This is a genomic window from Saccharopolyspora antibiotica (assembly GCF_047200635.1).
Lineage (GTDB): Bacteria > Actinomycetota > Actinomycetes > Mycobacteriales > Pseudonocardiaceae > Saccharopolyspora_C.
The window spans coordinates 136,763-160,359 of the sequence record NZ_JBJZOI010000014.1 but is presented as its reverse complement, the minus strand read 5'-3'; the positions used below and the strand labels follow the sequence as shown (position 1 = coordinate 160,359).

General features: G+C 72.2%; 18 protein-coding genes. 6 read left to right on the top strand and 12 right to left on the bottom strand.

The window, feature by feature from the left end; translation table 11 throughout:
• Nucleotides 1-585: 585 nt before the first annotated feature.
• From ACL03H_RS13980 to ACL03H_RS13955, 6 genes are all read right to left on the bottom strand, one after another.
• On the bottom strand, nucleotides 586-1,365 hold the full coding sequence (locus ACL03H_RS13980; protein ID WP_412811637.1) for an anti-sigma factor: 780 nt from the start codon (nucleotides 1,363-1,365) through the stop codon (nucleotides 586-588).
• A complete protein-coding gene (sigK, locus tag ACL03H_RS13975; RefSeq protein ID WP_412811636.1) occupies nucleotides 1,362-1,973 on the bottom strand; it encodes an ECF RNA polymerase sigma factor SigK in 612 nt (203 codons plus the stop codon). The genes ACL03H_RS13980 and sigK overlap by 4 nt, the downstream gene beginning before the upstream one ends.
• Before the next feature lie 65 nt (nucleotides 1,974-2,038).
• Nucleotides 2,039-3,280, bottom strand: a complete 1,242-nt coding sequence (locus ACL03H_RS13970; RefSeq protein WP_412811635.1) for a class I SAM-dependent methyltransferase — start codon at nucleotides 3,278-3,280, stop codon at nucleotides 2,039-2,041.
• Nucleotides 3,277-4,017, bottom strand: coding sequence for a DUF1365 domain-containing protein (locus tag ACL03H_RS13965; RefSeq protein WP_412811634.1), 741 nt, complete (start codon nucleotides 4,015-4,017; stop codon nucleotides 3,277-3,279). Before ACL03H_RS13965 ends, ACL03H_RS13970 begins: the two co-directional genes overlap by 4 nt.
• A gap of 4 nt (nucleotides 4,018-4,021) precedes the next feature.
• Nucleotides 4,022-5,287 (bottom strand): NAD(P)/FAD-dependent oxidoreductase, encoded by a 1,266-nt coding sequence (locus ACL03H_RS13960; RefSeq protein WP_412811633.1) that lies wholly within the window; start codon nucleotides 5,285-5,287, stop codon nucleotides 4,022-4,024.
• The gene (locus tag ACL03H_RS13955; RefSeq protein ID WP_412811632.1) at nucleotides 5,284-5,967 is read right to left on the bottom strand and encodes an alpha/beta hydrolase; all 684 of its coding nucleotides are present in this window, start codon (nucleotides 5,965-5,967) and stop codon (nucleotides 5,284-5,286) included. The genes ACL03H_RS13960 and ACL03H_RS13955 overlap by 4 nt, the downstream gene beginning before the upstream one ends.
• A gap of 92 nt (nucleotides 5,968-6,059) precedes the next feature.
• On the opposite strand from ACL03H_RS13955, the gene ACL03H_RS13950 reads away from it, so the two are divergent.
• The 3 genes from ACL03H_RS13950 (at nucleotide 6,060) to ACL03H_RS13940 (ending at nucleotide 9,520) form a co-directional block, all read left to right on the top strand.
• Nucleotides 6,060-7,367, top strand: coding sequence for a class I SAM-dependent methyltransferase (locus tag ACL03H_RS13950; RefSeq protein WP_412811631.1), 1,308 nt, complete (start codon nucleotides 6,060-6,062; stop codon nucleotides 7,365-7,367).
• Nucleotides 7,364-8,131, top strand: coding sequence for a DUF1295 domain-containing protein (locus ACL03H_RS13945; protein ID WP_412811630.1), 768 nt, complete (start codon nucleotides 7,364-7,366; stop codon nucleotides 8,129-8,131). Before ACL03H_RS13950 ends, ACL03H_RS13945 begins: the two co-directional genes overlap by 4 nt.
• Nucleotides 8,132-8,566: 435 nt before the next feature.
• Nucleotides 8,567-9,520: a sporulation protein gene (locus ACL03H_RS13940; RefSeq protein WP_412811629.1), complete on the top strand. Its 954-nt coding sequence runs from the start codon at nucleotides 8,567-8,569 to the stop codon at nucleotides 9,518-9,520.
• A gap of 166 nt (nucleotides 9,521-9,686) precedes the next feature.
• Here ACL03H_RS13940 and ACL03H_RS13935 read toward each other — a convergent pair whose 3' ends face one another.
• The 4 genes from ACL03H_RS13935 to ACL03H_RS13920 all read right to left on the bottom strand — a co-directional run bounded on the left by ACL03H_RS13935 (nucleotide 9,687) and on the right by ACL03H_RS13920 (nucleotide 15,664).
• Nucleotides 9,687-10,724, bottom strand: a complete 1,038-nt coding sequence (locus ACL03H_RS13935; protein ID WP_412811628.1) for a family 2 encapsulin nanocompartment cargo protein polyprenyl transferase — start codon at nucleotides 10,722-10,724, stop codon at nucleotides 9,687-9,689.
• 13 nt (nucleotides 10,725-10,737) lie between these two features.
• A complete protein-coding gene (locus tag ACL03H_RS13930) occupies nucleotides 10,738-12,147 on the bottom strand; it encodes a family 2B encapsulin nanocompartment shell protein (protein WP_412811627.1) in 1,410 nt (469 codons plus the stop codon).
• 59 nt (nucleotides 12,148-12,206) lie between these two features.
• The gene (locus ACL03H_RS13925) at nucleotides 12,207-13,955 is read right to left on the bottom strand and encodes a terpene synthase family protein (RefSeq protein ID WP_412811626.1); all 1,749 of its coding nucleotides are present in this window, start codon (nucleotides 13,953-13,955) and stop codon (nucleotides 12,207-12,209) included.
• Nucleotides 13,956-14,257: 302 nt separating this feature from the next.
• Nucleotides 14,258-15,664 carry a family 2B encapsulin nanocompartment shell protein gene (locus ACL03H_RS13920; protein WP_412811643.1) on the bottom strand — a complete coding sequence of 469 codons (1,407 nt, stop codon included), beginning with the start codon at nucleotides 15,662-15,664 and terminating at the stop codon, nucleotides 14,258-14,260.
• Between the two features lie 1,498 nt (nucleotides 15,665-17,162).
• Here ACL03H_RS13920 and ACL03H_RS13915 point away from each other — a divergent pair.
• Both ACL03H_RS13915 and ACL03H_RS13910 read left to right on the top strand, forming a co-directional pair.
• Complete coding sequence (locus ACL03H_RS13915) at nucleotides 17,163-17,843, top strand: TNT domain-containing protein (protein ID WP_412811625.1); 681 nt, start codon at nucleotides 17,163-17,165, stop codon at nucleotides 17,841-17,843.
• A 5-nt stretch (nucleotides 17,844-17,848) separates the two neighbouring features.
• Entirely contained in the window at nucleotides 17,849-18,082 is a 234-nt protein-coding gene (locus ACL03H_RS13910; RefSeq protein WP_412811624.1) for a hypothetical protein, read from the top strand.
• A gap of 427 nt (nucleotides 18,083-18,509) precedes the next feature.
• Here the strand turns inward: ACL03H_RS13910 and ACL03H_RS13905 are convergent, their stop codons facing one another.
• Nucleotides 18,510-19,478: a hypothetical protein gene (locus ACL03H_RS13905; protein ID WP_412811623.1), complete on the bottom strand. Its 969-nt coding sequence runs from the start codon at nucleotides 19,476-19,478 to the stop codon at nucleotides 18,510-18,512.
• 415 nt (nucleotides 19,479-19,893) lie between these two features.
• Between ACL03H_RS13905 and ACL03H_RS13900 the strand changes: the two genes are divergently transcribed.
• Nucleotides 19,894-21,054, top strand: coding sequence for a DUF1015 family protein (locus tag ACL03H_RS13900; protein ID WP_412811622.1), 1,161 nt, complete (start codon nucleotides 19,894-19,896; stop codon nucleotides 21,052-21,054).
• Between the two features lie 275 nt (nucleotides 21,055-21,329).
• Here ACL03H_RS13900 and ACL03H_RS13895 read toward each other — a convergent pair whose 3' ends face one another.
• Nucleotides 21,330-23,549 (bottom strand): heavy metal translocating P-type ATPase, encoded by a 2,220-nt coding sequence (locus ACL03H_RS13895; RefSeq protein ID WP_412811621.1) that lies wholly within the window; start codon nucleotides 23,547-23,549, stop codon nucleotides 21,330-21,332.
• Between the last annotated feature and the right edge of the window lie 48 nt (nucleotides 23,550-23,597).

Sequence of the window (23,597 nt, the reverse complement as noted above, 5' to 3'; positions counted from 1 at the left end):
CATTCCAGCGAAACGCCCGGGAAGATCCGATGGATCCTCCCGGGCGTTTCCGCATGTCCACACCCCTTTTTCCCCTCCTCTTGGGCCAACCGGGCCACCGGGCCCCGTTGACCACACATCCCCCGGGGGCCTGGATCAGACCTCATGCGCCTGCCGACGCACCGGGCTCGACCGCGGAACCAAACCCGGTCCCCGGGTGAAGCGGGTCCCGGCCCGGCCCGGTGAGCACACCGGGCCGGACGGAGCCCCACCACCAACCTCACCCACCACGACGGCCCGACTCACCCCTGCACACCCACCCCGCCCTAGCGCGCGGAGTGAGCGGACCGTTCGCCCAACAGGTTCGGACGACCGGTCCGCTCACCCGAAACCATCACCCCCTGAACCGAGCTCCCACCCAGCCCGAGGGTTCGGAGTGAGCGGACCGTTCGCCCAACAGCTCTGGACGAACGGTCCGCTCACCTGTTCCGAACAACGGCGGTCGGCGGGTGCGGAGATGAGTGAACGGACCGTTCGTCCAGTCTCGTTGGACGAACGGTCCGTTCACTCGGTAGCCGTACCCGTGGGGCGCTGGGGGCTCCGGGGTCAGGCGGTGGGGAGGGTGAGGATCGGGGCGCTGGTGGGGGCGGGCGAGCCGCCGGGGGGTTCGACGGTGACTCCGAGCTGGGCGGTGCCGGCCGGCATCGTGGCGATCAGCGGAGCACTGCGTTCGCCCGCGTCCTCCGTTCGCAGCAGGCCCGCCGAGGTGGCGCCACCGCCGGGTTCGATGAACCAGAGCTGGTAGACGCGGTCCGGCGGCGGCGGGGTCATGCCCGTGGCCATGAACATCGCCTTGCCCTGCTGCCGGGACAGCACCGTCGTCGCCCGCATCCCGCCCGGACCGGGCGTGCTGATGACTCGGGCGTCGGGAGCTTGGAGCACCGCGGACATCTCGGCGCCGCGCTGCCCGGCGGCGGCGAAGCGCTCCTGGGTGGCCTCGAGCTCCTGCTGCGCGCGCACCGCCACGACGCCGAAGGTCGCGGCCAGCGCCACGCCCGCGGCGGCCGCCGCGACGGACAGGCGCGTGCCCCACGAGCGCGTCGCCCACGAGCGACGGCGGGGCCCGGCGACGTGCTCCGCGAGCGGGGCGGGTGGTGGCGGGTCCTGCCTGGTGCGGGAGACCTGGGCGAGCACCCGCTGCTTGAGCTCGGCAGAGGGCGCGGCGCTCTCGGCTCCGCCCAACCGGGCCGCGACCGCGCGGAGTTCCCGCACCTCCTGGGCGCAGTCCTCGCAGGACTCCAGGTGCGCCTCGAACGCGATCCGTTCGTCCTCGGAGAGCGCGTCAACGGCGTACGCGCCGGTCAACGTCGCGAGGTCGGTGCTCATCGGCCCACCCCCAGGCAGTCGCGGAGTCGGATCAGCCCGTCGCGCAGTCGCGTCTTCACCGTGGACGCGGGTGAGTCGAGCAGGCCGGCGGCTTCCCGGTAGGTGTAGCCGCGGTAGTAGGTGAGCAGCACGGATTCGCGCTGCAACTCGGTGAGGGTGCTCAGGCAACGGCGCACTTGGCGCTGCTCGAACCGGTCCGAGACGGATTCGCTGACCTCGTCGAACGGCCGGGTGTGCTGCTGGGCGCCGACGCGGGCCTCCCGGTCCCGCCCGGCCTGGGAGGACCGGACGCGGTCCACGGCCCGCCGGTGCGCGAGGGTGAAGACCCAGGTGTTGACGCTGCCGAGCTCGGGGCGGTAGTGCGTGGCGCGCCGCCACACCTCCACGAGCACTTCCTGGGTGACCTCCTCGGATTGCGCCGCGTCTCGCACGATCCGCTGGATCATGGCGAACACGCGCCCGGCGAGCAGGTCGTAGAGCTGTTCGAAGGCGCGTTCGTCACCGCGGGCGACGTCGGCGACGAGGGCACCGGCATCCGGTCCCTCCCCGTCGGCGCCCTCATCGGGCGGCGACCAGCGTCGCGGCCCGGTGTGTGGTCGTTGCTGCATGTCGTGGTCCCTTTCGCGGGGCGCGCCCCAAGTCTGACCTGCACGGTGCGGAACAGCTGACCGGGTCAGCTCGGCTTGCGGAAACCGAGCTGCCAGACGTCCAGGTAGCCGGCCCGGAACCCGGCTTCGCTGTAGGCGAGGTAGAACTCCCACATCCGCCGGAACCGCTCGCTGAACCCGTGCGCGGCGATGTCGTTCCAGCGCAGCAGGAAGGTTTCCCGCCAGATCCGCAGCGTCCGGGCGTAGTCGGGCCCGAACGAGCACCGCCCGGTGCCGAGGAGCCCGGTGTGCTCCCGGGCGGTGTCCTCGACGGCGCGCAGCGAGGGGATCTCCCCGCCGGGGAAGACGTACTTGTGGATCCAGGTGTGGGAGCGACGGCTCGCCAGCATCCGGTCGTGCGGCATCGTGATGACCTGGAGCCCGAGTCGCCCGCCGGGGGCGAGCAGCCGGTCCAGCGCGGCGAAGTAGCCGGGCCAGTACTCGGATCCGACGGCTTCGATCATCTCGACGCTGACGACGGCGTCGTAGCTGCCCTCGGCGTGCCGGTAGTCGCGCAGCTGCACGTCCACCCGGTCACCGAGGCCCGCTTCGCAGATGCGCTTCTCGGCGAGTTCCTTCTGCTCGGCGGACAAGGTGAGCGTGGTGACCTGGGCGCCGCGTTCGGCGGCGCGGATCGCGAGCGAGCCCCAGCCGGTGCCGACCTCCAGCAGCCGGGTGCCTTCGGTGGCGCCGACCTGGTCCAGGATCCGGTCGAGCTTGTGCCGCTGCCCCTCGGCGAGCTCCGCGTCGGTCCGCGGGAACAGCGCCGAGGAGTACGTCATGGTCTCGTCGAGGAACGCGGCGAACACGTCGTTGGACAGGTCGTAGTGCCGGGCGATGTTGCGCCGTGACCCGCTGGTCGTGTTGCGCTCGGCCCCCGGCCGGGGGGCGTCGACCCAGCGCCGCAGCCCTTGCAGCGACCTCGGGACCAGGCTGGGCAGCCGCTCGGCGAACGGGGTGAGCAGGTCCGCCGGGTGCGGGCTGTCCCACTCCCCGGCCATGTAGGACTCGCCGAAGCCGATCTTCGAGTCGGCGCCGAGGCGGTGGAAGAACGCCTCGGGGTCCAGGATCCGCATCAGCGGCGCGTCCGGCCCGCCCGCGCCGAGCCGTTCGCCGCCGGCGAGCGCGATCCGCACCGGCAGGCCGCGCACGGCGTGCCGGAACACGCGCTCGGCGGCACGGGCTCGCAGCGGGGAGCGCGGGGGCGGGCCGAGCCGGTCCCACGGCGCGACTGGGCCGGGAGCGAGGTCGGGGGACGTGGTGCTCATCGGATGCCTTCCTGGTGGACGTGGGGTCGACGGGGGACGATTCGGGCGCCGCGCAGCCAGAGCGAGATGCCGTGCCGGCGGATCAGGGCGGACACCCGCTGCGGGACGAGCGGTCTGCGCAGCGCGGCGCGGGCCACGGCGCGGGGAGTGGCCGGCTCGCGGCGGCCGGTGAGCACCGCGGTCAGCAGCGGTCGCTCCTCGTCGCGCAGCCGGATCCGCAGGTCCAGCCGGTCACCGGGCGGTGCGCACCGCATCTCGTAGCGACCCTGCTCCGGCAGGAACGGCGAGACGTAGAACGCCTTGTCCACCTCGGCGAGGCCGGCGTCGTCTGGTTCGAGCAGGTAGGCGTGCCGCTCGCCGTACGTGTTGTGCACCTCGGCCACGACGCAGCGCAGCGCGCCGTCGGGGCCGTGGCACCAGTAGGCGGTGACGGGGTTGAACACGTGCCCGAGCACGCGCGGGTGCGCCAGCATCAGGACCCGCCCGCCGTCGAGCCGCACGCCCCGCAGCGCGAGCCACCGCTCCAGGTTCTCCCGGATGCCGCGCCGCGGATCGCCGAGGTGATCGCGGGACTCGAAGCGGGCGAACGGTCGCAGCCAGCGCGGCAGCCGCGGCAGCGCGTCGAGATCGACCAGCCAGATGTGCATCGGGTGCCGGAAGCGCAGCGGCGGCTCGCCGTGCCGGGTGTGGGCGACGGTGCCGTGGTAGAGAGCGGGGAGGTCGTCCGGGCCGGTCACGCCCTCACCACCCCGACCCGAACGCCGCGGCCGCCCGCACCCCGCTGGCGCAACCGTCCTCGTGGAAGCCCCACCCGTGGTAGGCGCCGGCGAACCGGGTGCGCTCGTCGCCGAGATCGGGCAGGAGTTGCTGAGCCGCGACGGATTCCGGGGTGTAGATCGGGTGGCGGTAGTGCATCCGGGCCAGCACCCGGTCCGCGCGCACGCGCCCGGCCGGGTTGAGGGTGACCAGGTAGTCCTCGGGTTCGGCGAGCCGCATCAGCCGGTTCATGTCGTAGCTGACCAGGACGCGGCCCGGGTCGGCGGCGCAGTCCGGTTTGTGGTGGTTCCACGAGGCGCGGGCGCCCGGTGCGCCCGGCAGCACGCCGGTGTCGGTGTGCAACCAGGTCTCGTTCTCGGAGTAGCCGAACGCGCCCAGCGCCTCCTTCTCCGCGGGGGTGGGGTCGGCCAGCAGCGTCAGCGCCTGGTCGGCGTGGCAGGCGAGCACGACCTTGTCCGCGCGGTGAACGCGGTCGGCCTCGTCCCGGATCTCCACTCCGCCGCCGGTGCGGGAGACCGACCGGACCGGGGTGCCGAGGTGCACCGCGGACAGCCGCGCGGCGGCGCGGTGCACGTACTCCCGGGAACCACCGACGACGGTCCGCCAGGTCGGTGAGCCGGACACCGAGAGCATCCCGTGGTGGCGCAGGAACTCGAACAGGTAGCGCGCCGGGTAGCGCCTGCTGACCTCGAAGTCCGCCGACCACACCGCTGAGACCAGCGGCAGCGCGAAGTGGTCCACGAAGTAGCGGGTGAACCCGCGCCCGTCCAGGAACTCCCCGAGCGTGACCGCGTCCGCGCGCTCGCCCGGTTCGTCCAGCAGCCGGTTCGCGGCCCGGTGGAACCGCACCACCTGAGCCAGCAGCGCCAGGTAGTGCGGGCGCAGCGCGTTGCGAGGCTGGGCGAACAACCCGCCGAGCCGCTTGGCACCCGCGTACTCGAGTCCGCAGCCGTCGCAGGACACGCTCATCGACATCTCGGTCTCGCGGGTGCGCACCCCGAGCTCGGCGAACAACCGCAGCAGGTTCGGGTAGGTGCGCTGGTTGTGCACGATGAACCCGCTGTCCACCGGGAGTCCGCGGCCGTCGCCGGTGGTGAGCTGGTGGGTGTGCGCATGTCCGCCGAGCCGGTCGTCGGCCTCGAACAGCAGCACCTCGTGGTGGCGCTGCAGCAGGTGGGCGGCGGTGAGCCCGGAGACCCCGGCCCCGATCACGGCCACGGTGGAGGTCATCGCTGCTCCTCGTCTTCGGCTAGGGCGCGGACGAAGCGCCTGGTCAACGCATCCCATTCGCTGCGGCGGCGGAGCATCGCGTGCCCGGCGCCGGGCACCCGCACGTAGGTCAGGGAGGGCGGGTTCGGCAGCTGCAGGGCGCGTCGCGCGTAGTCGGCGGACAGCGAGCACGAGGTCACGCGGTCCGCGTCGCCGTGAGCGATGAGCACGTCGCGGCCGGCGAGCTGCTCGATCGGCTCACCCGGCTCGACCCACGGCGCCAGCGCACACACCCCCCGCACCGCGGGGTCCGCGGCCAGCCGCAGCGCGACCCGGCCGCCCAGCGAGTGCCCGAGCAGCACGATCCGCGCCGCCGGGTGCTCAGCCTTGATCCGGTCCACCGCCCAGCGGCCGTCGGCGAGCGCGTCCAGGTCCGGTTCGTTCCAGCCCCGGACCCGGTTGCGCAGCAGCCGCACCTGCGTCGGGCTGTCGGAAGTGGACCGGCGCAGCGAGCGCGCCATCGCGTGCATCCGCTGGTAGGCGAGGTGGTGGCCGCGCACCGGCTCGTGGCTGGTGGCGCGGCCGCCGTGCAGGACGAGCACCACGGTGCGCGGCTCGTCGGCGCGGGAGCGCAGCACGCGCACGGTGGGCAGCGGTGCCCCTCGCGGGGCCGCTTCGCCGGGAGGTCGCTGGGTCTGCATGCCCGTCCTTCGGAGCGCGAAGACCACCGGATTGGTGGTAGTGAGGCCCGTCACATCGACCGATCGATCGGCCGTCCGTCTCCGAAGCCGGGATGTCGGCGACCGTGGAAGGGGTTCGTGTGTCGGAATCGCGACAGCGCCGGGGAGCGGCTGATCGGATCGAACGAGCGGTGCGGGATCTCATCGGGCTCGCGCTGCCGGTGGGGATCACCGCCTGGGACGGCAGCTCAGCCGGACCCGAGGGCTCACCGAGAGTGGTGCTGCGGCACCGCAGAGCGCTGCGGCACCTGCTGTACAGCCCCGGGGAGCTCGGGTTGGCGCGGGCCTACGTCAGCGGGGACCTCGACGTGGAGGGCGACCTGGCGGACGGACTGCGCCGCTGCTGGGCCGCGCTGCGGGAGCAACGCCCCGGGAAGGTGCGCTTCGGCCCGCGGCAGTGGCGGCGGATGCTGGGCGAAGCGCTCGCGCTCGGTGCCATCGGCCCGCGGCCCGCACCGCCCGCCGGGGAGGCGAAGCCCCGCGGCAGGCTGCACAGCAGGCCGCGCGACCGGGAGGTGATCGCCCACCACTACGACACCGGCAACGACTTCTACCAACTGCTGCTGGACCCGAGCATGGCCTACTCCTGCGCGTACTGGACGCGGGACGAGGACGGTCACGGGCTCGCGGAAGCGCAGCGGGAGAAGCTGGAGCTGATCTGCCGCAAGCTCGAACTCGCCGAGGGCGACCGGCTGCTCGACGTGGGCTGCGGCTGGGGATCGCTGATCCTGCACGCCGCCCAGCACCACGGGGTGCGGGCCACCGGGGTGACGCTCTCCGCGCAGCAGGCCGCGCACGTGCGCCAGCGCGTCGCGGAGCTGGGCCTGCAGGACCGGGTCGAGGTGCGGTTGCAGGACTACCGGGAGATCGACGACCAGCCGTTCGACGCCGTGGCCTCCGTGGAGATGGGTGAGCACGTCGGCGAGGGCAACTACCCGGTGTACGCGGCGGCGCTGCACCGCTTGCTGCGTCCCGGCGGCAGCCTGCTGATCCAGCAGATGTCCCGGGCGGGCACCGCTCCGGGCGGAGGTGCGTTCATCGAGGCCTACATCGCACCGGACATGAGCATGGTCCCCGTCGGGCACACCCTCGGGCACCTGGAGCGGGCCGGGCTGGAGATCCGGGACGTGCAGGCGATGCGCGAGCACTACGCGCGGACCGTCGAGGAATGGGCTCGCACCCTGGAGCACGACTGGGACCGGGCGGTGCGGCTCGTCGGCGTCGAGCAGGCCCGGATCTGGCGGTTGTACCTGGCTGGTGGCGGGCTCGCGTTCGAGGAGAACCGGATGGGCGTCAACCAGGTCCTCGCCGTGCGGCCCACCGCCCGGCAGGCCGTCGCCGCGGCCAGGAGCGCGCGATGAGCGGGGCGGTGTTCGTCGCCGCCCCGATCGCGGCGCTCGCCATCGTGGTCGTCTCGTTCGGCATCGCCCGGTGGCGCGGGCGCTACGACACCATCGACTCGGTGTGGGGCGCCGGATTCGCCGTGATCGCCGTGGTGTCGGCGCTGGTCGGACCGAGTTCCGCGCTCGGCTGGACCACCACCGCGCTCACCGTCGTGTGGGGCGTGCGGCTGTCGGTGCACCTGCACCGGCGGAACTCCGGCAAACCCGAGGACCGCCGGTACGTGGAGATGGCGCGCCGCTACGGCGATCGGGTCGGGTTGCTGATGTTCCTGCGCGTGTACCTCGTGCAGGGCTTGGTGATGTGGTTCGTCTCGCTGCCGGTGCAGGCGGCGATCGGTGCGCCCTGGAGTCCGCTGGCGTGGGCCGGGATCGCGGTGTGGATCGTGGGCTTCGTGTTCGAGACCGTCGGTGACGCGCAGCTGAGCCGGTTCCGCGCCGACCCGGCCAACGAGGGCGAGGTCCTCGACACCGGGTTGTGGCGCTACACCCGGCATCCGAACTACTTCGGGGACGCTTGCGTGTGGTGGGGCCTCTACCTGCTGGCGTGCGCGAGCTGGGTGGGGGTGGCGACGGTGCTCTCCCCGGTGCTGATGACCTGGCTGCTGGCCAGGGGGAGCGGGAAACCGATGCTGGAGCGCAGCCTCCGCGAACGGCGCCCCGCCTACGCCGACTACGTCGACCGCACCAGCGGCTTCGTCCCCCTCCCCCCGCGCAAGCGTTGACCACCCCCCCGCCACCCCGGGTTCCGCCCCCGGTGCCGGCTCGGGTTCCGGTTGATGAGTGAACGGACCGTTCGTCCAACGTGATTGGGCGAACGGTCCGTTCACTCCATCGCCGCCCGCCGAACACGACGGTTCGGCAGCAAGTGAACGGGCCGTTCGTCCCGACCTCCTGGACGAACGGTCCGTTCGCCGATCACGCCATTCCGGCTGCGGAGGGGTGCTGGGGGGAGTGAGCGGACCGTTCGTCCAACCGGTCGGGACGAACGGTCCGCTCACTCGTTTTTCCGCTCCTCGGGTGGGCACGGGACGGATCTCGACGGCGGTTCCGGTGATCGGGCTGGGAACTCGTGGCGGGCGAATCGGACATCAGGGCAAGATCGGACTCGGGGGCAGGGGCTCGTATGATGATCTTGAAACGACTGGGAGGTCGCGTTGGTGTTCAAGAAGATGCTGCGTGCGTTCGGGATCGGCGGCCCCACCGTCGACACCGTGCTCACCGAACCGCACGTGTTTCCGGGAGCCACCCTCGCAGGCGAAGTCCGGATCACCGGGGGTGACGGTGAGGTCGACATCGAGCGCGTGACGCTCCGCTTCGAGGCGAAGGCCGAGCTGGAGCGCGGGGACGAACAGCACGACGCCACCGTCGAGTTCCTGCACGTCGTCGTCGCGGAGAGCTTCCGCTTCGAGGCCGAGGAGCACAAGGTGATCCCCTTCGCCGTCCCGATCCCCTGGGAGACGCCGATCAACGTCGTCGACGGACAGCAGCTCCCCGGCGTCCTGCTCGGGGTGCGCACCGAACTCGCCGTCGCCCGCGGCGTGGACAAGGGCGACCTGGACGGCCTGTTCGTGGCGCCGCTTCCCTCGCAGTCCCGGGTCCTCGACGCGTTCGGAGCGCTCGGGTTCCAGTTCAAGTCGACCGACCTCGAGATCGCGCAGCTCTACGGCGTGGACCAGCAGCTGCCCATGTTCCAGGAGATCGAGTTCTTCCCGCCGCCGCAGTACCAGGAGCGCATCAACGAGGTCGAGCTCACCTTCGTCGCTGACCCCGAGGGGGTGCACGTCGTGCTCGAAGCCGACAAGCGCGGTGGGCTCTTCCGCTCCGGCCAGGACGAGTTCGGCCGCTTCCGTCGCACCCACGCCGAGGCGGAGCAGGCGGACTGGACCTCCGACCTGACCCGCTGGCTCGACGAGGTCGCGCAGCGCGGTGGCCTCTTCGGCGGCGGACATCCCGAGCATGGGCACCACGAGGAGCACCACGGCGGCGGGCCGGGCTGGGGCGGTGTCGCCGCCGGTGCGGCGCTCGGCGTCGGGGCGGGACTCGTCGGCGGCGTGGTCGCGGGCGAAGTGATCGACGAGGTGGGTGACTTCTTCGAGGGCGAGGAGGACTGACGCCCGGGGCAGCGGTGCGTGAGTGAACGGACCGTTCGTCCAAGGGAGTTGGGCGAACGGTCCGTTCACCACAACTCGCGCCCAGCCCCGGACGGCTTGCGGGAAGTGGGTGAACGGACCGTTCGCCCAGCAGGATGGGACGAACGGTCCGTTCACTCCGACGGCGTCACCGCTGGCGTTGGGTGAGCAGGTGGGTGAGGGCGGTGAGCTCCGCCGCCGGTTCCGCCGCCAGCACCGCCGCGTCGAGGTGGTGCAGGGCCTCGGCTTGCAGGGTGTCGATGTGCGCGCGGCTCCAATCCCGCGCCCCGGAGTCCGACACCAGTCGAGCACCCCGCGCGGCGTCCTCGTCGGTGAGTTCCCGAGGCAGCGCGTACAGCTCCGCGAGCTCGCGCCCCGCGGCGGTGCCGGAGTTCAGCGCCGCCACCACGGGAAGCGACTTCTTCCGGTTCCGCAGGTCCGAGTGCACGGGCTTCCCGGTCACCGCCGGGTCGCCCCAGATCCCCAGCACATCGTCGACGAGCTGGAACGCGAGGCCGAGCCGGTGCCCGAACCGCCGCATCCGCTCGACCCGCTCCGCGTCGGCGCCCCCGAAGAACGCGCCGAGCGCACCGCTGCACCCCAGCAACGCCCCCGTCTTCGATCCGACCATGGTCAGGCACTCGGGCAGCGCCACGTCGGTGCGCCGCTCGAACGACATGTCCGAGCTCTGCCCGTCGACGAGATCGAGCACGGTGGCGTTGAGCTCCTTCAGCCCGGCCATCGCGGCCGGGTGCCCGCTGCTGGTGAGCACGTCCGCCGCGAGCGTGAGCAGGGCGTCCCCGGCGAGGATCGCGGGTCCCGAACCGAACACCCGCCACGCCGTCGGCCGGTGCCGGCGGGTGAGGTCACCGTCCATGACGTCGTCGTGCAGCAGCGAGAAGTTGTGCACGAGCTCCACCGCGACGGCCGCGGGCAGCACCTGCTCGGGTTCCGCTCCGACACCGCGCCCGGCGAGCAGCACCAGCGTCGGCCGGATCGCCTTGCCCTGGTCCTCGTCCACCGGGGCGCCGTGCTCGTCGCGCCAGCCGAAGTGGTGGCCCGCGATGAGCTGCATCGACTCGGGCAGGGACCCGACGGCGGCGCGCAGGGCGGGATCGAGCAGCGCCCGCCCCGCGCGCAGCGCGTCGCTCACGGTCCGCTCGGCTTCGTCCACGTGTGCGGTCATCGGCCGGTCTCCTTCACCGAGTGGTTTCGACGTGTTCGAGCACCCCGAGCGCGTCGGGCACCAGCACCGCGGCCGAGTAGTAGGTGCTGATCAGGTAGGACACCACCGCGTGCTCGTCCATGCCCATGAACCGCACGTTCAGCCCCGGCTCGTGCTCGTCGGGGATGCCGGTCTGGCGCAGCCCGACGACGCCGTTGTCCTCGGCGCCGGTGCGCATCGCGAGGATGGAGCTGGTCCCGGTCTCGGTCACCGGGATCTTGTCGCTGGGCAGGATCGGCACACCGCGCCAGCCGGTGACCCTGGTGCCGTCGACCTCCACGGTCTCGGGCAGCACCCCGCGCTTGCTGCACTCCCGCCCGAACGCGGCGATCGCGCGTGGGTGGGCGAGGAAGAACCGGGTCTTGCGCCGCCGGGAGAGCAGCTCGTCGAGGTCGTCCGGGGCCGGTGGCCCGGTGCGGGTGTGGATGCGCTGGGAGAGGTCGGCGTTGTGCAGCAGGCCGAAGTCGGCGTTGTTGATCAGGTCGTGCTCCTGGCGTTCGCGGAGCGCTTCGATGGTGAGCCGCAGCTGCTGCTCGGTCTGGTCCATCGGCGTGCTGTAGAGGTCGGACACGCGGCTGTGCACGCGCAGCACGGTCTGCGCGACGGCGAGTTCGTATTCGCGGGGCGCGGTCTCGTAGTCGACGAAGGTGGCAGCCAGCCGGGCCTCGCCGTCGTGCCCGGAGGAGATGTCGATCTCGGCCTCGCCGTGCTTGTTCTGCGATCGCCGCGGCTGGGACCGCACCGCCTCGAGGTGCGCCCGCAGGCCCTCGGATCGGGCCGAGGTCTGCTCGATCACCTCCTCGCGCAGTTCCAGCACGGTGCACGGGGTGAGCGTCTTGACCGTGCACGGCCACTGCTGCCCGGGGCCCAGCAGCAGTCCCGCGCCCACGTGCTCGCCGTCGGCGACCACTCCGAGCACCGCGTCCCCGCCGTACTCGCCGGAGGTGAGCCGCTGCGCCTTCCCGTGCGCCAGCAGCAGGATCCGGTCCACCGGAGCACCGGCCTCGGCCAGCACCGCTCCGCTGTCGTACTCGCGCTGCACGAACCGGTCCGCCAGCGCGGCGAGCACGTCGGCGTCGTCGAAGTCCCGCAGCGCCGGGAGCTCCCGCAGCTCCTGCGGGACCACCCGCACGTGCTTCCCGGTGCTGACGAAGGTGAGACGGCCGTCGCCGAGGGTGTAGGTCAGCCGCCGGTTCACCCGGTAGGTGCCGGAACTCGCTTCCACCCAGGGGAGGGATCGCTGCAGCCAGCGGGACGTGATGCCCTGCATCTGGGGCGGGGTCTTCGTCGTGGTCGACAGGTTCCGCGCCGCCGCGGTGCCCAGGCTCAGCGCGGGGCGGGCGTCCGAACCGGTCGCGTCCTCGGTGGTGGTCTCGCGGGTCATGCAGTCACCATTCCCGTTGTCGTTGCTGGAATATCCGGGCCGGGTGGCGGCCCGGAGGTCTAGCTGGGCGCCCGGCGCAGCGAGCGCTCGTGCGAGCGACCGAGCGAGCGCCGGATCCGGCGCGGCCGGTCTTCGGCTGCGGCGTAGCGACCGGTGGTGGCGAGCCATCGCAACTCGCCGGCCGCCCACTCCTGCAGCGCGCGCACGTAGCGCTCCAGGCAGGCCCGGTCGCCGGGACCCAGACCGAAGTCCGCGGCCGCCCCCGGGCGGGCCAGGGACTCGAAGCGGCGCAGGCGCGCGGTGCACAGGTCGGCGGTCAGCGACACCGCCTGCTGCGGGTCGCAGCCGAGGAAGTCCGCCACCGCGCTCACCACCTCCGGCACGGCTTCCCCGGCGCGGAACCGGAACAGGTCGTGGTGCAGCGCGCTGATCTCGGCGAACGTCTCCGCCAGAGCGCGCAACGGCGCGGTGCGGAACAGCTCAGCCGGGAGCCCCCCGGCGTGTCGATGACGCAGTCGCGCTGCGGTGAACTCGGCACCGCAACTGCGCCGCCGCGACGCCAGCAGCTCCAGCGGATCGTGCGGAGGTGAGCCGCGCAGTTCCGCGACCCGCCGCTCCACCAGCTCCGCCAGCCGGACTCGCAGTTCCCGCTGCTGGCGCGCGGTGAGCTCGGCCGTGCTGCGCCGCCAGAGGTCGGCCAGCGCGCGCTCGCCGGACGTCCCGGCGGACGCCGGTTCCGCGCGCAGCAGCCCGTGCAGCGCGCGGGGGAGGCCGGGTTCGCGCCGCCGCGCGACCGCCGCGACCAGGTCGTCGTCGGCGCGCCACAGCCACGCCTGCCACTCGGCGGTGAGTGCCAGTTCGTCCTCGTCGACCTCAGGCCCGGTGAGCGCGGCCAGCAGGGGGAAGTCGGCCGCCTCGAAGGAGTGCCCGGAGCGGGAGCCGAGCAGCCCCTGCTCCCGCGCCCAGGAGCGGACGCGGGACCGGGCCGTCTCCAGCCGCGGGTGGCGCCGGGTGTCGAAGGGCATGAACAGTTCCGGCAGCCGGACCCGCTTCGCGGTGCGCCCCGGTCCAGGCGAGGTGGCGGGGACCACCGCGGCCTCCGGCCGGACGGCCAGGAGCCCGGCGACCCAGTCCTGCAGGCCGTGCGAGTAGCGCAGCAGCTGGTCGCGCTGCGCGGGATCCCGGCACTCCGCGAGCACCGCGGGCAGCTCCGGTCCGGTGAGCTCGGCGAACCGGTGCGCTCGACGGGCGAGCAGCTCGTCGAGCGCGCTCCGCGCCCCTTCCCGCGAGTGCCCGGAGTGCCGCTGCAGCACCACGACGTCGTCCGGAAGCTCGGGCCGAGCCTCCTCGCGCCCGAGCAGCAGCACCACGTCGCAGAAGGCGTTCCGCAGCGCCCGGAATCCCGGGCTCTCGGCCACCTCCGCGGACAGACCGACCCGCAGCCCGAACGCCACCAGTTCCGCGGCCCAGGGGCCCGGACCGGTGTCGCGACCCGTGGCCAGGTGGTCGATGGGGTTGGGCACCCGGGGCACCGCCGGACCGGATCGCGACCGGAGCCGATCCATCAGCGCGGTGTCGAGCCGTCGCCGCCAGACCGGCGCGACCCGGGTGCGCAGGTCGTGCAGCCCGCACCGGACCGGATCCTCCGGGGCCCGGGGCTCGCGTCCGCCCAGCGGGCGCGCCAGCTCCGCCCGCAGGTCCGCCAGGTACTTCTCGCCCTCCGCCGAGCCGAGCCGCCCGACGTGGCGGCGCGCCGCCTCCACCCACGTCTGGAAGCAGGTGATCAGCGCCAGTTCTGAGGCGGGCACGTCCGGATGGGTCCAGGCCGCGAGCAGGACTTGCTCGCGGACGGCGGACTCCGCCGGACCCGTCGCTGATCCCGGGAGCGCCGACCCGGGGCGGAGGGGGCTGCCCGGCCCGATCGACGCTGCGGGCCCGATCGGGCCGGGCGGTTCCGCCCGATGCGGATCGAGGGGATCCGCATCGGGCAGGACGAGGCCCTGGGCGCGGACCCACCGGGCCGCGCGGGCGTGCGCGCGGTCCACGTGGGGGTTGAGCCGGGCGCCGGACGCCCCACCCGAACCGGGCATCTCCCAAGGCCGCATGCGGGTCAGCCCTCGCGGCCGATCTCGACGTGCTCCAGCACGCCGAGCGCGTCGGGCACCAGCACCGCGGCCGAGTAGTAGGTGCTGACCAGGTACGAGATGACCGCGCTCTCGTTGATGCCCATGAACCGCACCGACAGTCCCGGCTGGTACTCGTCGGGGATCCCCGTCTGGTGCAGGCCGACGACTCCGCGGTTCTGCTCCCCGGCGCGCAGCAGCATGATCGAGGTCGTGCGGGTCTCCGACACGCCGATCTTGTTGCACGGCAGCAGCGGGATTCCGCGCCACGCCGGGATCTGGTGGCCGTGGTGGTCCACGCTTTGCGGGTAGAGGCCGCGCTTGCTGCACTCCCGGCCGAACGCGGCGATCGCGCGCGGGTGGGCGAGGAAGAAGCTCGGTTCCTTCCACACCGTCGACAGCAGCTCGTCGAGGTCGTCGGGCGTGGGCGGTCCGGTGCGGGTGTGGATGCGCTGGGAGAGGTCGGCGTTGTGCAGCAGGCCGAAGTCGCGGTTGTTGATGAGCTCGTGCTCCTGGCGTTCGCGGAGCGCTTCGATGGTGAGCCGCAACTGCTGCTCGGTCTGGTTCATCGGCTGGTTGTAGAGGTCCGCGACGCGGCTGTGCACCCGCAGCACGGTCTGGGCCACGCTCAGCTCGTACTCGCGGGGGGCGAGCTGGTAGTCCACGTAGGTGCCGGCGAGTTCCGGCTCTCCGCTGTGCCCGGAGGAGATGCCGATCTCGGCCTCGCCGTGCTCGTTCTGCGCCTTGCTCGGGGAGGACTCGACCTGAGCGAGGTGCGCGCGCAGCGGCTCGGCCGCGTTCATCTCCTGGAGGCTCTGGTGCCGCAGCGACAGCAGCGTGCCGGAGGTGACGGCCTTGACGGTGTGGTCCCAGGTGCCGTCGGTGTGCAGCAGCGCGCTCTCACCGAAGTAGGAACCGTCGGCGAGCACCCCGAGCACCGCGTCGTCGCCGTACTCGCCGCGGCCCAGCTTGTTCACCTTGCCGTGCGCCAGGAGGAAGACCTGGTCCACGGGGCTGCCCGCCTCGACGATGACGTCACCGGGCTCGAAGTTCTGCTGCACGAAGCGGTCCGCGAGCGCGCCGAGCACCGATTCGTCGTCGAATCCGCGCAGCAGCGGGAGTTCGCGCAGCTCCTGCGGGATGACGCGGACGTCCGCTCCGGTGTTGGTGAAGGTCACGCGACCGTCGCCCAGCGTGTAGGTGAGTCGGCGGTTCACCCGGTAGGTCCCGCCCGTCGCCTGAACCCACGGCAGCATTCGCAGCAGCCACCGCGAGGTGATGCCCTGCATCTGCGGTGGGGTCTTGGTCGTGGTCGCGAGGTTGCGCGCGGCCGCGGTACCCAAGCTCAGCTGCGGCCGCTCGTTCTCATCGACACCCGAATCCGCCACGGTCACGACGTACACCGCCCAATCTTTCGCACGAGGTCAGGGGAAACGGCGCGGATGCGCCGGTGGAGCAGGACGCGCCAGGCCGTCGTCGCGGCCTGGTGAGCACGTCCATCTCCCGCCCGGCAACCGGAGTGGATCGCGGTGCCCGGCGGGTCGGCGAGGCTCCGGATCGAGTGGATCCGGCCTCGGTCGAACTGGTTTTGAGTGAATGGGGAGTCGCCGACGCGGAAAGCGGGGCATCGGCGAATTGCGTGCTCATTTCCTGGCGGAGCAGACGCTAGCACCGCCGGATGGACCCGTACAGTCACCCGAAGGTGCTACAAGGGAGTGCTCTTGGTGGCGGTGTGCGACTGAATGCGGCTACGGCGATCGGGAGGCGCTCGGTAGTTGTGGGGGAAATCAATTTCCGGTTTCGTGGGGCGCGTGCCGCGGATTCCGGGGGCCGGGTGCGGAATGAATTGTCACCGTGCTCGGAGTTCGCTCCTGTTGGACGGTGGTCGAAGCGATCGGAGGGCTTCGTAACGAGACGCTCGTGGGCGGTGTCCGATCCGGCGAGTCGAATTCCGATTTCTCGAATCGGCTTCGGGGAGGCCGCCCCTTCCGGAGCCGTCGGCGGGTCGGTGGCGTGGCGAGCGAGGAGGGGGGTCGGGGCGGCGGTCTCGCGTCCGCTGCCCGCGGCGCCGACCGGTGCGCGGGGGTGACCGGATGCCGTGGAGCCTGCGGCCGTTCGGGAGGAGGAGAAGGTGGCTGACCTGCGATCCGGATTCGTGGCACGGGACCTGGTCAGCTGGTGGGGTCGACGTGCGCCGTGGTCCGGACCGCCCGGTGGCGGCGAGTTCGACGCGCTCTGCGCGGCCCCGGGGCGCGGGGTGGATGAGCTGCTGATTTCGCGGCCGGAGCGGGTCCACCGGGGTTTCGGGGACCTTCGGGAATCGGGACCGACCGGGCTTGGATCGGGGCGTGCGCGCGGGATACCTTTTCCCGTTCGGAACGGGAAGGGGATCGCGGTCCCGCCGTTCGTGATGATGATCACTTCGGGTGTGGTCGGTTTCCGCTGGATTCGCCGATTCGGGGCCGTCGGGTCGAGTTGTGCGTTGATCGGTTCTCCGGGCGAGTTCGCCCCGGTGGGAAAATCATCGAATTGCGGGCGTGTTTTTTCGGGCCCCGGGAGGGGTGTTCGTTGGTGGATTCGATTGTCGGATTATCGGGCGGCGGAACTCGGTCATTCCCGGTGCTCGTCGTCCGATGGGAGCGAAATGGGTGGCTGGGGTTCACCGGGCCCGCGAGGAGGCCGGTTCGGCCGTCCGGGGCGTCGCGGGGGCCCGCCGGAGCGTGGTCCACAGAGGACACCAGCGGGTTTTCGGCCCGTCGGCGCTGCTCGTGGGCACGCAGCGTCAGTTCGTGATCCGCCCCCCACTCGTTCGGGTTGATCGACTGGAGCATTCGGGCCTCCTTGAGCTCGGAGCGTTCCGCGGCCCAGCGCCCACCGGCTATCAGTGTGCGCATGCCGCGATCATCGAAGCCGAGGTTCGGAGGGGCGCGCGCGACGCGCGCACTGCTCTCGCTGTGCCTGGCGCTCTCCGCGCTGCTGTTCCCCGCCGCGCCCGTGCAAGCCGCACCGCTCGCGCCGTGCACCGGAGTGCACGCCGGCGACGAGCGCTGGGGACCCGAGATCCTGCCCCGACCCTGGGAGGAGCCCATCGGCCCCCTGCTGTTCGGCTACTCCCGCAGCGGTGCTCTCGCGCCGGACGACTTCCTGGAGGTCTACTGGGATCCCGGCGCCAACAGCTGGCGCTACCCGCCGCAGGACGGTTTCGTCCTGCGCCCCGACGGCGCCCCCGAGAAGCGGCCCGAGGAGCTGGAGGTCGGTGACCGGCTGGACCGCTTCGGATCCGAGTACGGCTCGTTCCTCGCCCCGGCCGGGGCGCACTACGCCGCCCGCTCGCTGCCGCCGCAGAGCCTCACGACCCGCGAGGCCGGGTTCCCCTGCGGCTACCACCAGTACGAGGTGATCCGGCCGTTCACCGTCTGGCAGGGGCCCATCGCACCGTGGTTCGCGCAGCCCGGCGGCGGGACCCAGGTCCTGCTCGACCCCGCGTTCCTCCAGCCGGGCGAGGGGCAGCGGCTGAACGTTCGCTGGCTCGTGTCCAACGGCTACCTCGCGCAGGCGGACGATCTACCGTAGGCGGAATGGATCGCCGCGAACTGTTCACCCTCCTGCTGGGGTCCGGTGTGGCCGAGAGCGAGTTGTGGATCGAGGGCGTGCACGAACCCCGGACGCCACCGACCGAGTTCCTGTTCCTGCGCCGTGGCGACAGCGGCTGGGACACCGGGGTCGCCGAGCGCGGGGAGTGGCACGTGATCGCGACCTCCCCCGACGAGGACACGGCTTGCGCCCGCCTCCTCCGCCTGGCCCAGCCCTGACCCCCCGCGATCTCCGCAGGGCCGAGGAACGAGCCAAACCCCCGCCGCACCTCCACTTCGGTGTATCGAGTGAACGCCCCGTTCGCCCAATCCCCCCGTACAACCGCCCCGCTCACCCCTCCCACCCGAGGTGGGCCTGGTGGGTGAACGGCCCGTTCGCCCCGACGATGTGGACGAACGGGCCGCTCACTCCGCCCCGGCCCTGTCGAGGATCGGAGTGGTGAACGTCCTGTTCGTCCAGCGGGGTGGGACGAACGGGCCGTTCACTCTGAAGCGGGCACGGCTGAGCCCCCGAAATCCGGGTGATCAACGGTGGGGGACGGGATTCCCCCGGAACCCAGGGGCGGTGGCACGCAGGTGGGTACTTCCGGGCGCGCTGGAACCGGGCCGCGCGATCGAGCGGCCCGAGGGGGTAGGAGGAGTGGGCTCAGCGGCGTTGCGGAGTGCGGGGGACCGCGGTCACGGGTGGTCGTGGCCGTTCCTTCGCGACCTGGTACGAGCGCCGCAGCTCGTCGAGCACCGCTGCCCGGTCGGAACGAAGCCGTTTCGGCAGGGTGTGGACGACGATCACCCCAGCCGCCGTCATGAGCGTGTGCCGGTACACGGTGTTCTCGTACTCGGTGGGCCGCAGGTGGTACTCGCGGGAGTCGATCTGCCAGGCGAGACCCACCTCGTCGATCCATCCGTCGGGAACTCCCAGCAGCTTCCCGTCCGGATCGAGCAACCGCACGTTCCACTGCATCTCGGGCAACCCCGAGTCCTCCGTCAAGCGGTAGGCCCAGCTCTCGGCGGGTGAGTGCACGTTGGCGCCCATCTCCTCCAGCACCACGCGACATCGCGCCACGCCTCGCCGGGAGCCGGCCTTCGCTTCGGCGACCAGCGCTTCGGCGGTCACGAGGTTGCGCTGCACCGCCTCCGCCAGCAGCGCGCGCACCTGGTCCAGGGTCGGCAGCCTGCGGGCGGCATCGAGCAGCGCCCGCACCAGCGGCGCCACCCGGAAACCCCGGAGCACGGCAGGAGAGGGCAGTCGCGTCGTGCGTTCGACCTCGACGAATCCTTTGCTCGCGCGCTTGCGCGCTTCCGGGATCAGTACGTGCACTTCGTCGGTGCCGGGCAGCCGCGTCATGCCGTGCAGGCGGCAGGCGGCCAGGCCGGTGATCATCGCGCCGGTGCCCGCGTAGCGGAGTGCGGCATCGTCGCGCTGCTCGACGGTCGGGGTTCCCGAGGACAGCATGATGACGCCGGGCAGGAGACGTTTCCACGGGCCGCCGAGGGAGGCGCGGTAGTAGACGGTCTGCCTGGGCACGCCGAGTTCGTCCAGGGCGCGCGCGGTCAGCACGCCGTGGATCGCCGCGGTGGCCACCCCGTCCCAGTCCACGATTCGCCTCCTCGACATGACTCCACTGTGACCAGTGGGACTCAACCGCCGCCAGACCGAGTTCCATGATCTGTGGATGGATCGCGACCCTGTGGACAACTCCACTTCTCCTCGCGGAGTGAACGGACCGCTCGTCCCATCTGCTTGGACGAGCGGTCCGTTCACTCCGCCAGAGCCTCGGCACCGACGCGTGCCCCGGAGCCGATCGTGCTGCCGCGGGATAAGGCGTGGGCGGCCCGTTCGCCCACCCCCGTGAGACGGACGGTCCGTTCACCGGGAGGGGAAGGGAAGGGGGTACCGGGTGTGGGGGTGGTGCTCGCGCGGGTGATCCACGGGATCACTCTGCGTCGAGAAAACCCCTGGCATAGCGCACAAATCGGTTCTTCCCGCGACCGGCTGACCATACGCGGGGCAGCGGGTTGATACTGCGGAGGTGACGAGTTCGGTACGCGTGGGGGTGGACATCCGTCCGTTCCGCGCCTGGGTTCTCGCGCCCGAACGCCTCCGCGGACTCGCGGATCGGCACGCGACGCCGTGGGATCGGGTCGACGTCGGCAACTCCGTGCGGTTGTTGGACGAGTGGAAGCGGCTGGCCGTGCTCGCTCGGGAGGAACGGCCCGCGATGTACGTCTACGAGCAGACCGGACCGCTCGGCGTGCAGCGCGGCGTGATCTCCGCCGTGCACCTGGACAGCCGCCTGCTGCCCCACGAGGACGTCCTGTCCGCGCACACCGACGGCATGGTGGAGCTGATGCGTGCCGGGCAGATGAGCATGCCGCCCATCCTGCTGGGCTACTCGGGCACCGAGCGCACGGCGGCTCATCTGGACGCGGCCACCGGGCAGCGGCCGCTGACCGAGCTGCGCACGCCGGACGGTCAGGAGCATCGCGTGTGGCGCCTGGCGGAGCGGGCCCTCTGCGCGGAGATCATCGACTCCTTGCACCAGCGGTCCGCGTTGATCGCGGACGGGCATCACCGGCACATCGCCGCGCGCCGGGTCCGGCGCGAGGTGCACGCCGCCGGGTACGGGCGGGGGCCGTGGGACTACCTGCCCGCGCTGCTGGTGGACACCAAGCGCAGCCCGTTGCGGCTGCGGCCTGTGCACCGGGTGGTGCCGGACGCGGATCCCTGGAAGGTGCTCGCCGCGGCCCAGCGGTGGTTCCAGATCACCGCGCTGAGCGGGCCGCTGGAGGAGTGGCTCGACGTGCTCCGGGCGCGGGCGTACCACGGGCCCGCGTTCATCATCGCGACTCCGGATCGGGCGTTCCTGCTGGACCGACCCGATGCGCAGTTCCTGAGCGGGCCGGCTCGGCGGTACCCGGACTCGTTGCGGTCGATGCACATCGCCGTGGTGCAAGCGTTCCTGGACTCGGTGGGGGCGGCGAGCGTGCTGTATGAGCCGAGCGCGCCGCGGGCGCTGCACGCGCTGGGTGAACTCGGGGGTATCGCGGCGATTGCCTTCCCACCGAGCAAGCTCGATCTGGCCGCGGCGGCCGCCACCGGGGTGCGGCTGCCGGTGAAGGCGACGGCGTTCGGGCCGGACCCGCATCCGGGATTGGTGCTGCGGGCACTTCCGTGGCCGCAGCACCCGTGATCTGGGCGGGCGGTTCCGGGAGTGAACGGACCGTTCGTCCGAACCGCGGGGACGAACGGTCCGTTCACTCCCACTGGCCTTGGCGGGAACCCTCAGCTGATGTCGGCGCGGCTGTGCGGGCAGCAGCCGGGTGAACGGCCTGTTCGTCCGAACCAGTGGGGCGAACAGGCCGTTCACCCGGAACCGGCTCCGGTTCGGTGCCGGGGATGGGTGGGGTGAACGGACCGTTGGTCCCGAGCTGTGGGACGAACAGGCCGTTCACTCCGATGACGACATCACGTGGGGGTGGGGTGGAAGCGGCGGAGGCGGAGGCTGTTGGCGACGACGAAGGCGCTGGAAAGACCCATCGCCGCGCCGGCGATCATCGGGTTGAGCAGTCCGGCGGCCGCCAGGGGCAGCGCCGCCACGTTGTAGGCGAACGCCCAGAACAAGTTGCCCTTGATGGTGCGGAAGGTGCGTCGGGACAACCGGATCGCGTCGACCGCCGCCCGCAGATCGCCCCGCACCAGGGTGAGGTCGGAGGCCTCGATCGCCACGTCGGTGCCGGTGCCCATGGCGAGACCGAGATCGGCTTGGGCGAGCGCGGCCGCGTCGTTGACGCCGTCGCCGACCATCGCCACCGCGCGCCCTTCCTCCTGCAGCCGCCGCACGGCGGCGGCCTTGTCCTGCGGCAGCACCTCGGCGATGACCTCGTCGATGCCGACCTCGGCGGCGACGCTGCGCGCGACGGTGGCGTTGTCCCCGGTCAGCAGCACGGGGTGCAGTCCGAGTGAGCGCAGTCCGCGCACGGCCTCGGCGGAGCTCGGCTTCACGGCGTCGGCGACCTCGAACACGGCGCGGACGTCACCGTCGCAGGCGAGCACGACTGCGGTGCGGCCCGCCCGCTCGGCGGCCTCCTTCGCGTCGCGCAGGGCGGCGGGCAGCTCACCGGTCAGCGCGGAGCGCCCCACGGCCACGTCGTACCCGTCGACGGTGGCGCGCACGCCGAGGCCTTCGACGTTGCCGAACTCGCGGATCTCGGGGAGTTCACCGGCCCGATCGGCCGCGCCGAGCGCGATGGCGCGGGCGATGGGGTGCTCGGAGGCCTGCTCGGCGGCCCCGGCGAGCCGCAGCGCTCGCCGCTCGTCGAAACCCTCCGCGACGTGCACGTCGATCAGGGACATCTGTCCGGTAGTGACGGTGCCCGTCTTGTCGAGCACGATGGTGTCGATGCGGCGGGTGGATTCGAGCACCTCGGGCCCCTTGATCAGCACGCCGAGCTGCGCGCCGCGCCCGGTGCCGACGAGCAGTGCGGTCGGTGTGGCGAGTCCGAGGGCGCAGGGGCAGGCGATGATGAGCACCGCGACGGCCGCGGTGAACGCGGCAGCGGCCCCGCCGCCGGTGAGCAGCCAGCCTCCGAGGGTGGCCAGGGCGAGCACGATGACGATCGGCACGAACACGGCGGAGATCCGGTCGGCGAGCCGCTGCACGGCGGCCTTGCCCGCCTGCGCCTCCTCGACGAGCCGCGCCATCTGCGCGAGCTGCGTGTCGGAGCCGATGCGGGTGGCGCGCACGACGATCCGCCCCCCTGCGTTGACGGTCGCACCGACGACGGCGTCCCCGGGCCCGACCTCAACGGGCACGGATTCCCCGGTGAGCACGCTGGTGTCGACGGCGGAGCCGCCCTCTTCCACGGTCCCGTCGGTGGCGATCTTCTCGCCCGGCCGCACGACGAAGTGGTCGCCGACGGCGAGCTGGTCGACCGGGATGCGCTGCTCCTGCCCGTCGCGCAGCACCGCGACGTCCTTCGCACCGAGCTCCAGCAGGGCGCGCAGCGCGGCGCCGGCCCGCCGCTTGGCGCGGGCCTCGAAGTAGCGTCCGGCGAGGATGAAGGTGGTGACGCCGGCCGCGACCTCCAGGTAGATCGACCCCGAGGCCTTCCCGGGCGCGACGCCGAACTCGAATGCGTGGGTCATGCCGGGCACCCCGGCGGTGCCGAACACCAGCGCGTAGACCGACCAGAAGAAGGCGGCGAGCGTGCCGAGGGAGACCAGGGTGTCCATGGTGACGGTGCCGTGGCGCAGGTTCGTCCACGCGGCCCGGTGGAACGGGGCACCGCCCAGCAGGACGACGGGAGTGGCGAGCAGCAGCGAGACCCACTGCCAGTAGTAGAACTGGAACGCGGGCACCATCGCGAGCACGATCACCGGTGCGGACAGCGCTGCGGTGCCGAGCAGCCGGTTGCGCAGGCCGGTGGAGTCGTCCTCGGCCGGTTCCTCGTCGGAGGGCAGCGCGGCCGTGTACCCGGCCGCTTCGACCTGGTCGAGGAGCCGCTTCGGATCGAGGTCGGCGGGGTAGGAGACGGCTGCCCGCTCCGTGGCGTAGTTGACCGCCGCGGTGACCCCGTCGAGCTTGCGCAGCTTGCGCTCGACGCGGTTCGCGCAGGAGGCGCAGGTCATACCTCCGATGATCAGTTCGACCTGCCTGCCCGGAGTCGGGGACGTTTCGGTGCTCATCGTGCGATCTCCTGTTCGCGGAGCGCCTCGAGCGGGTGTCCGCAGTGG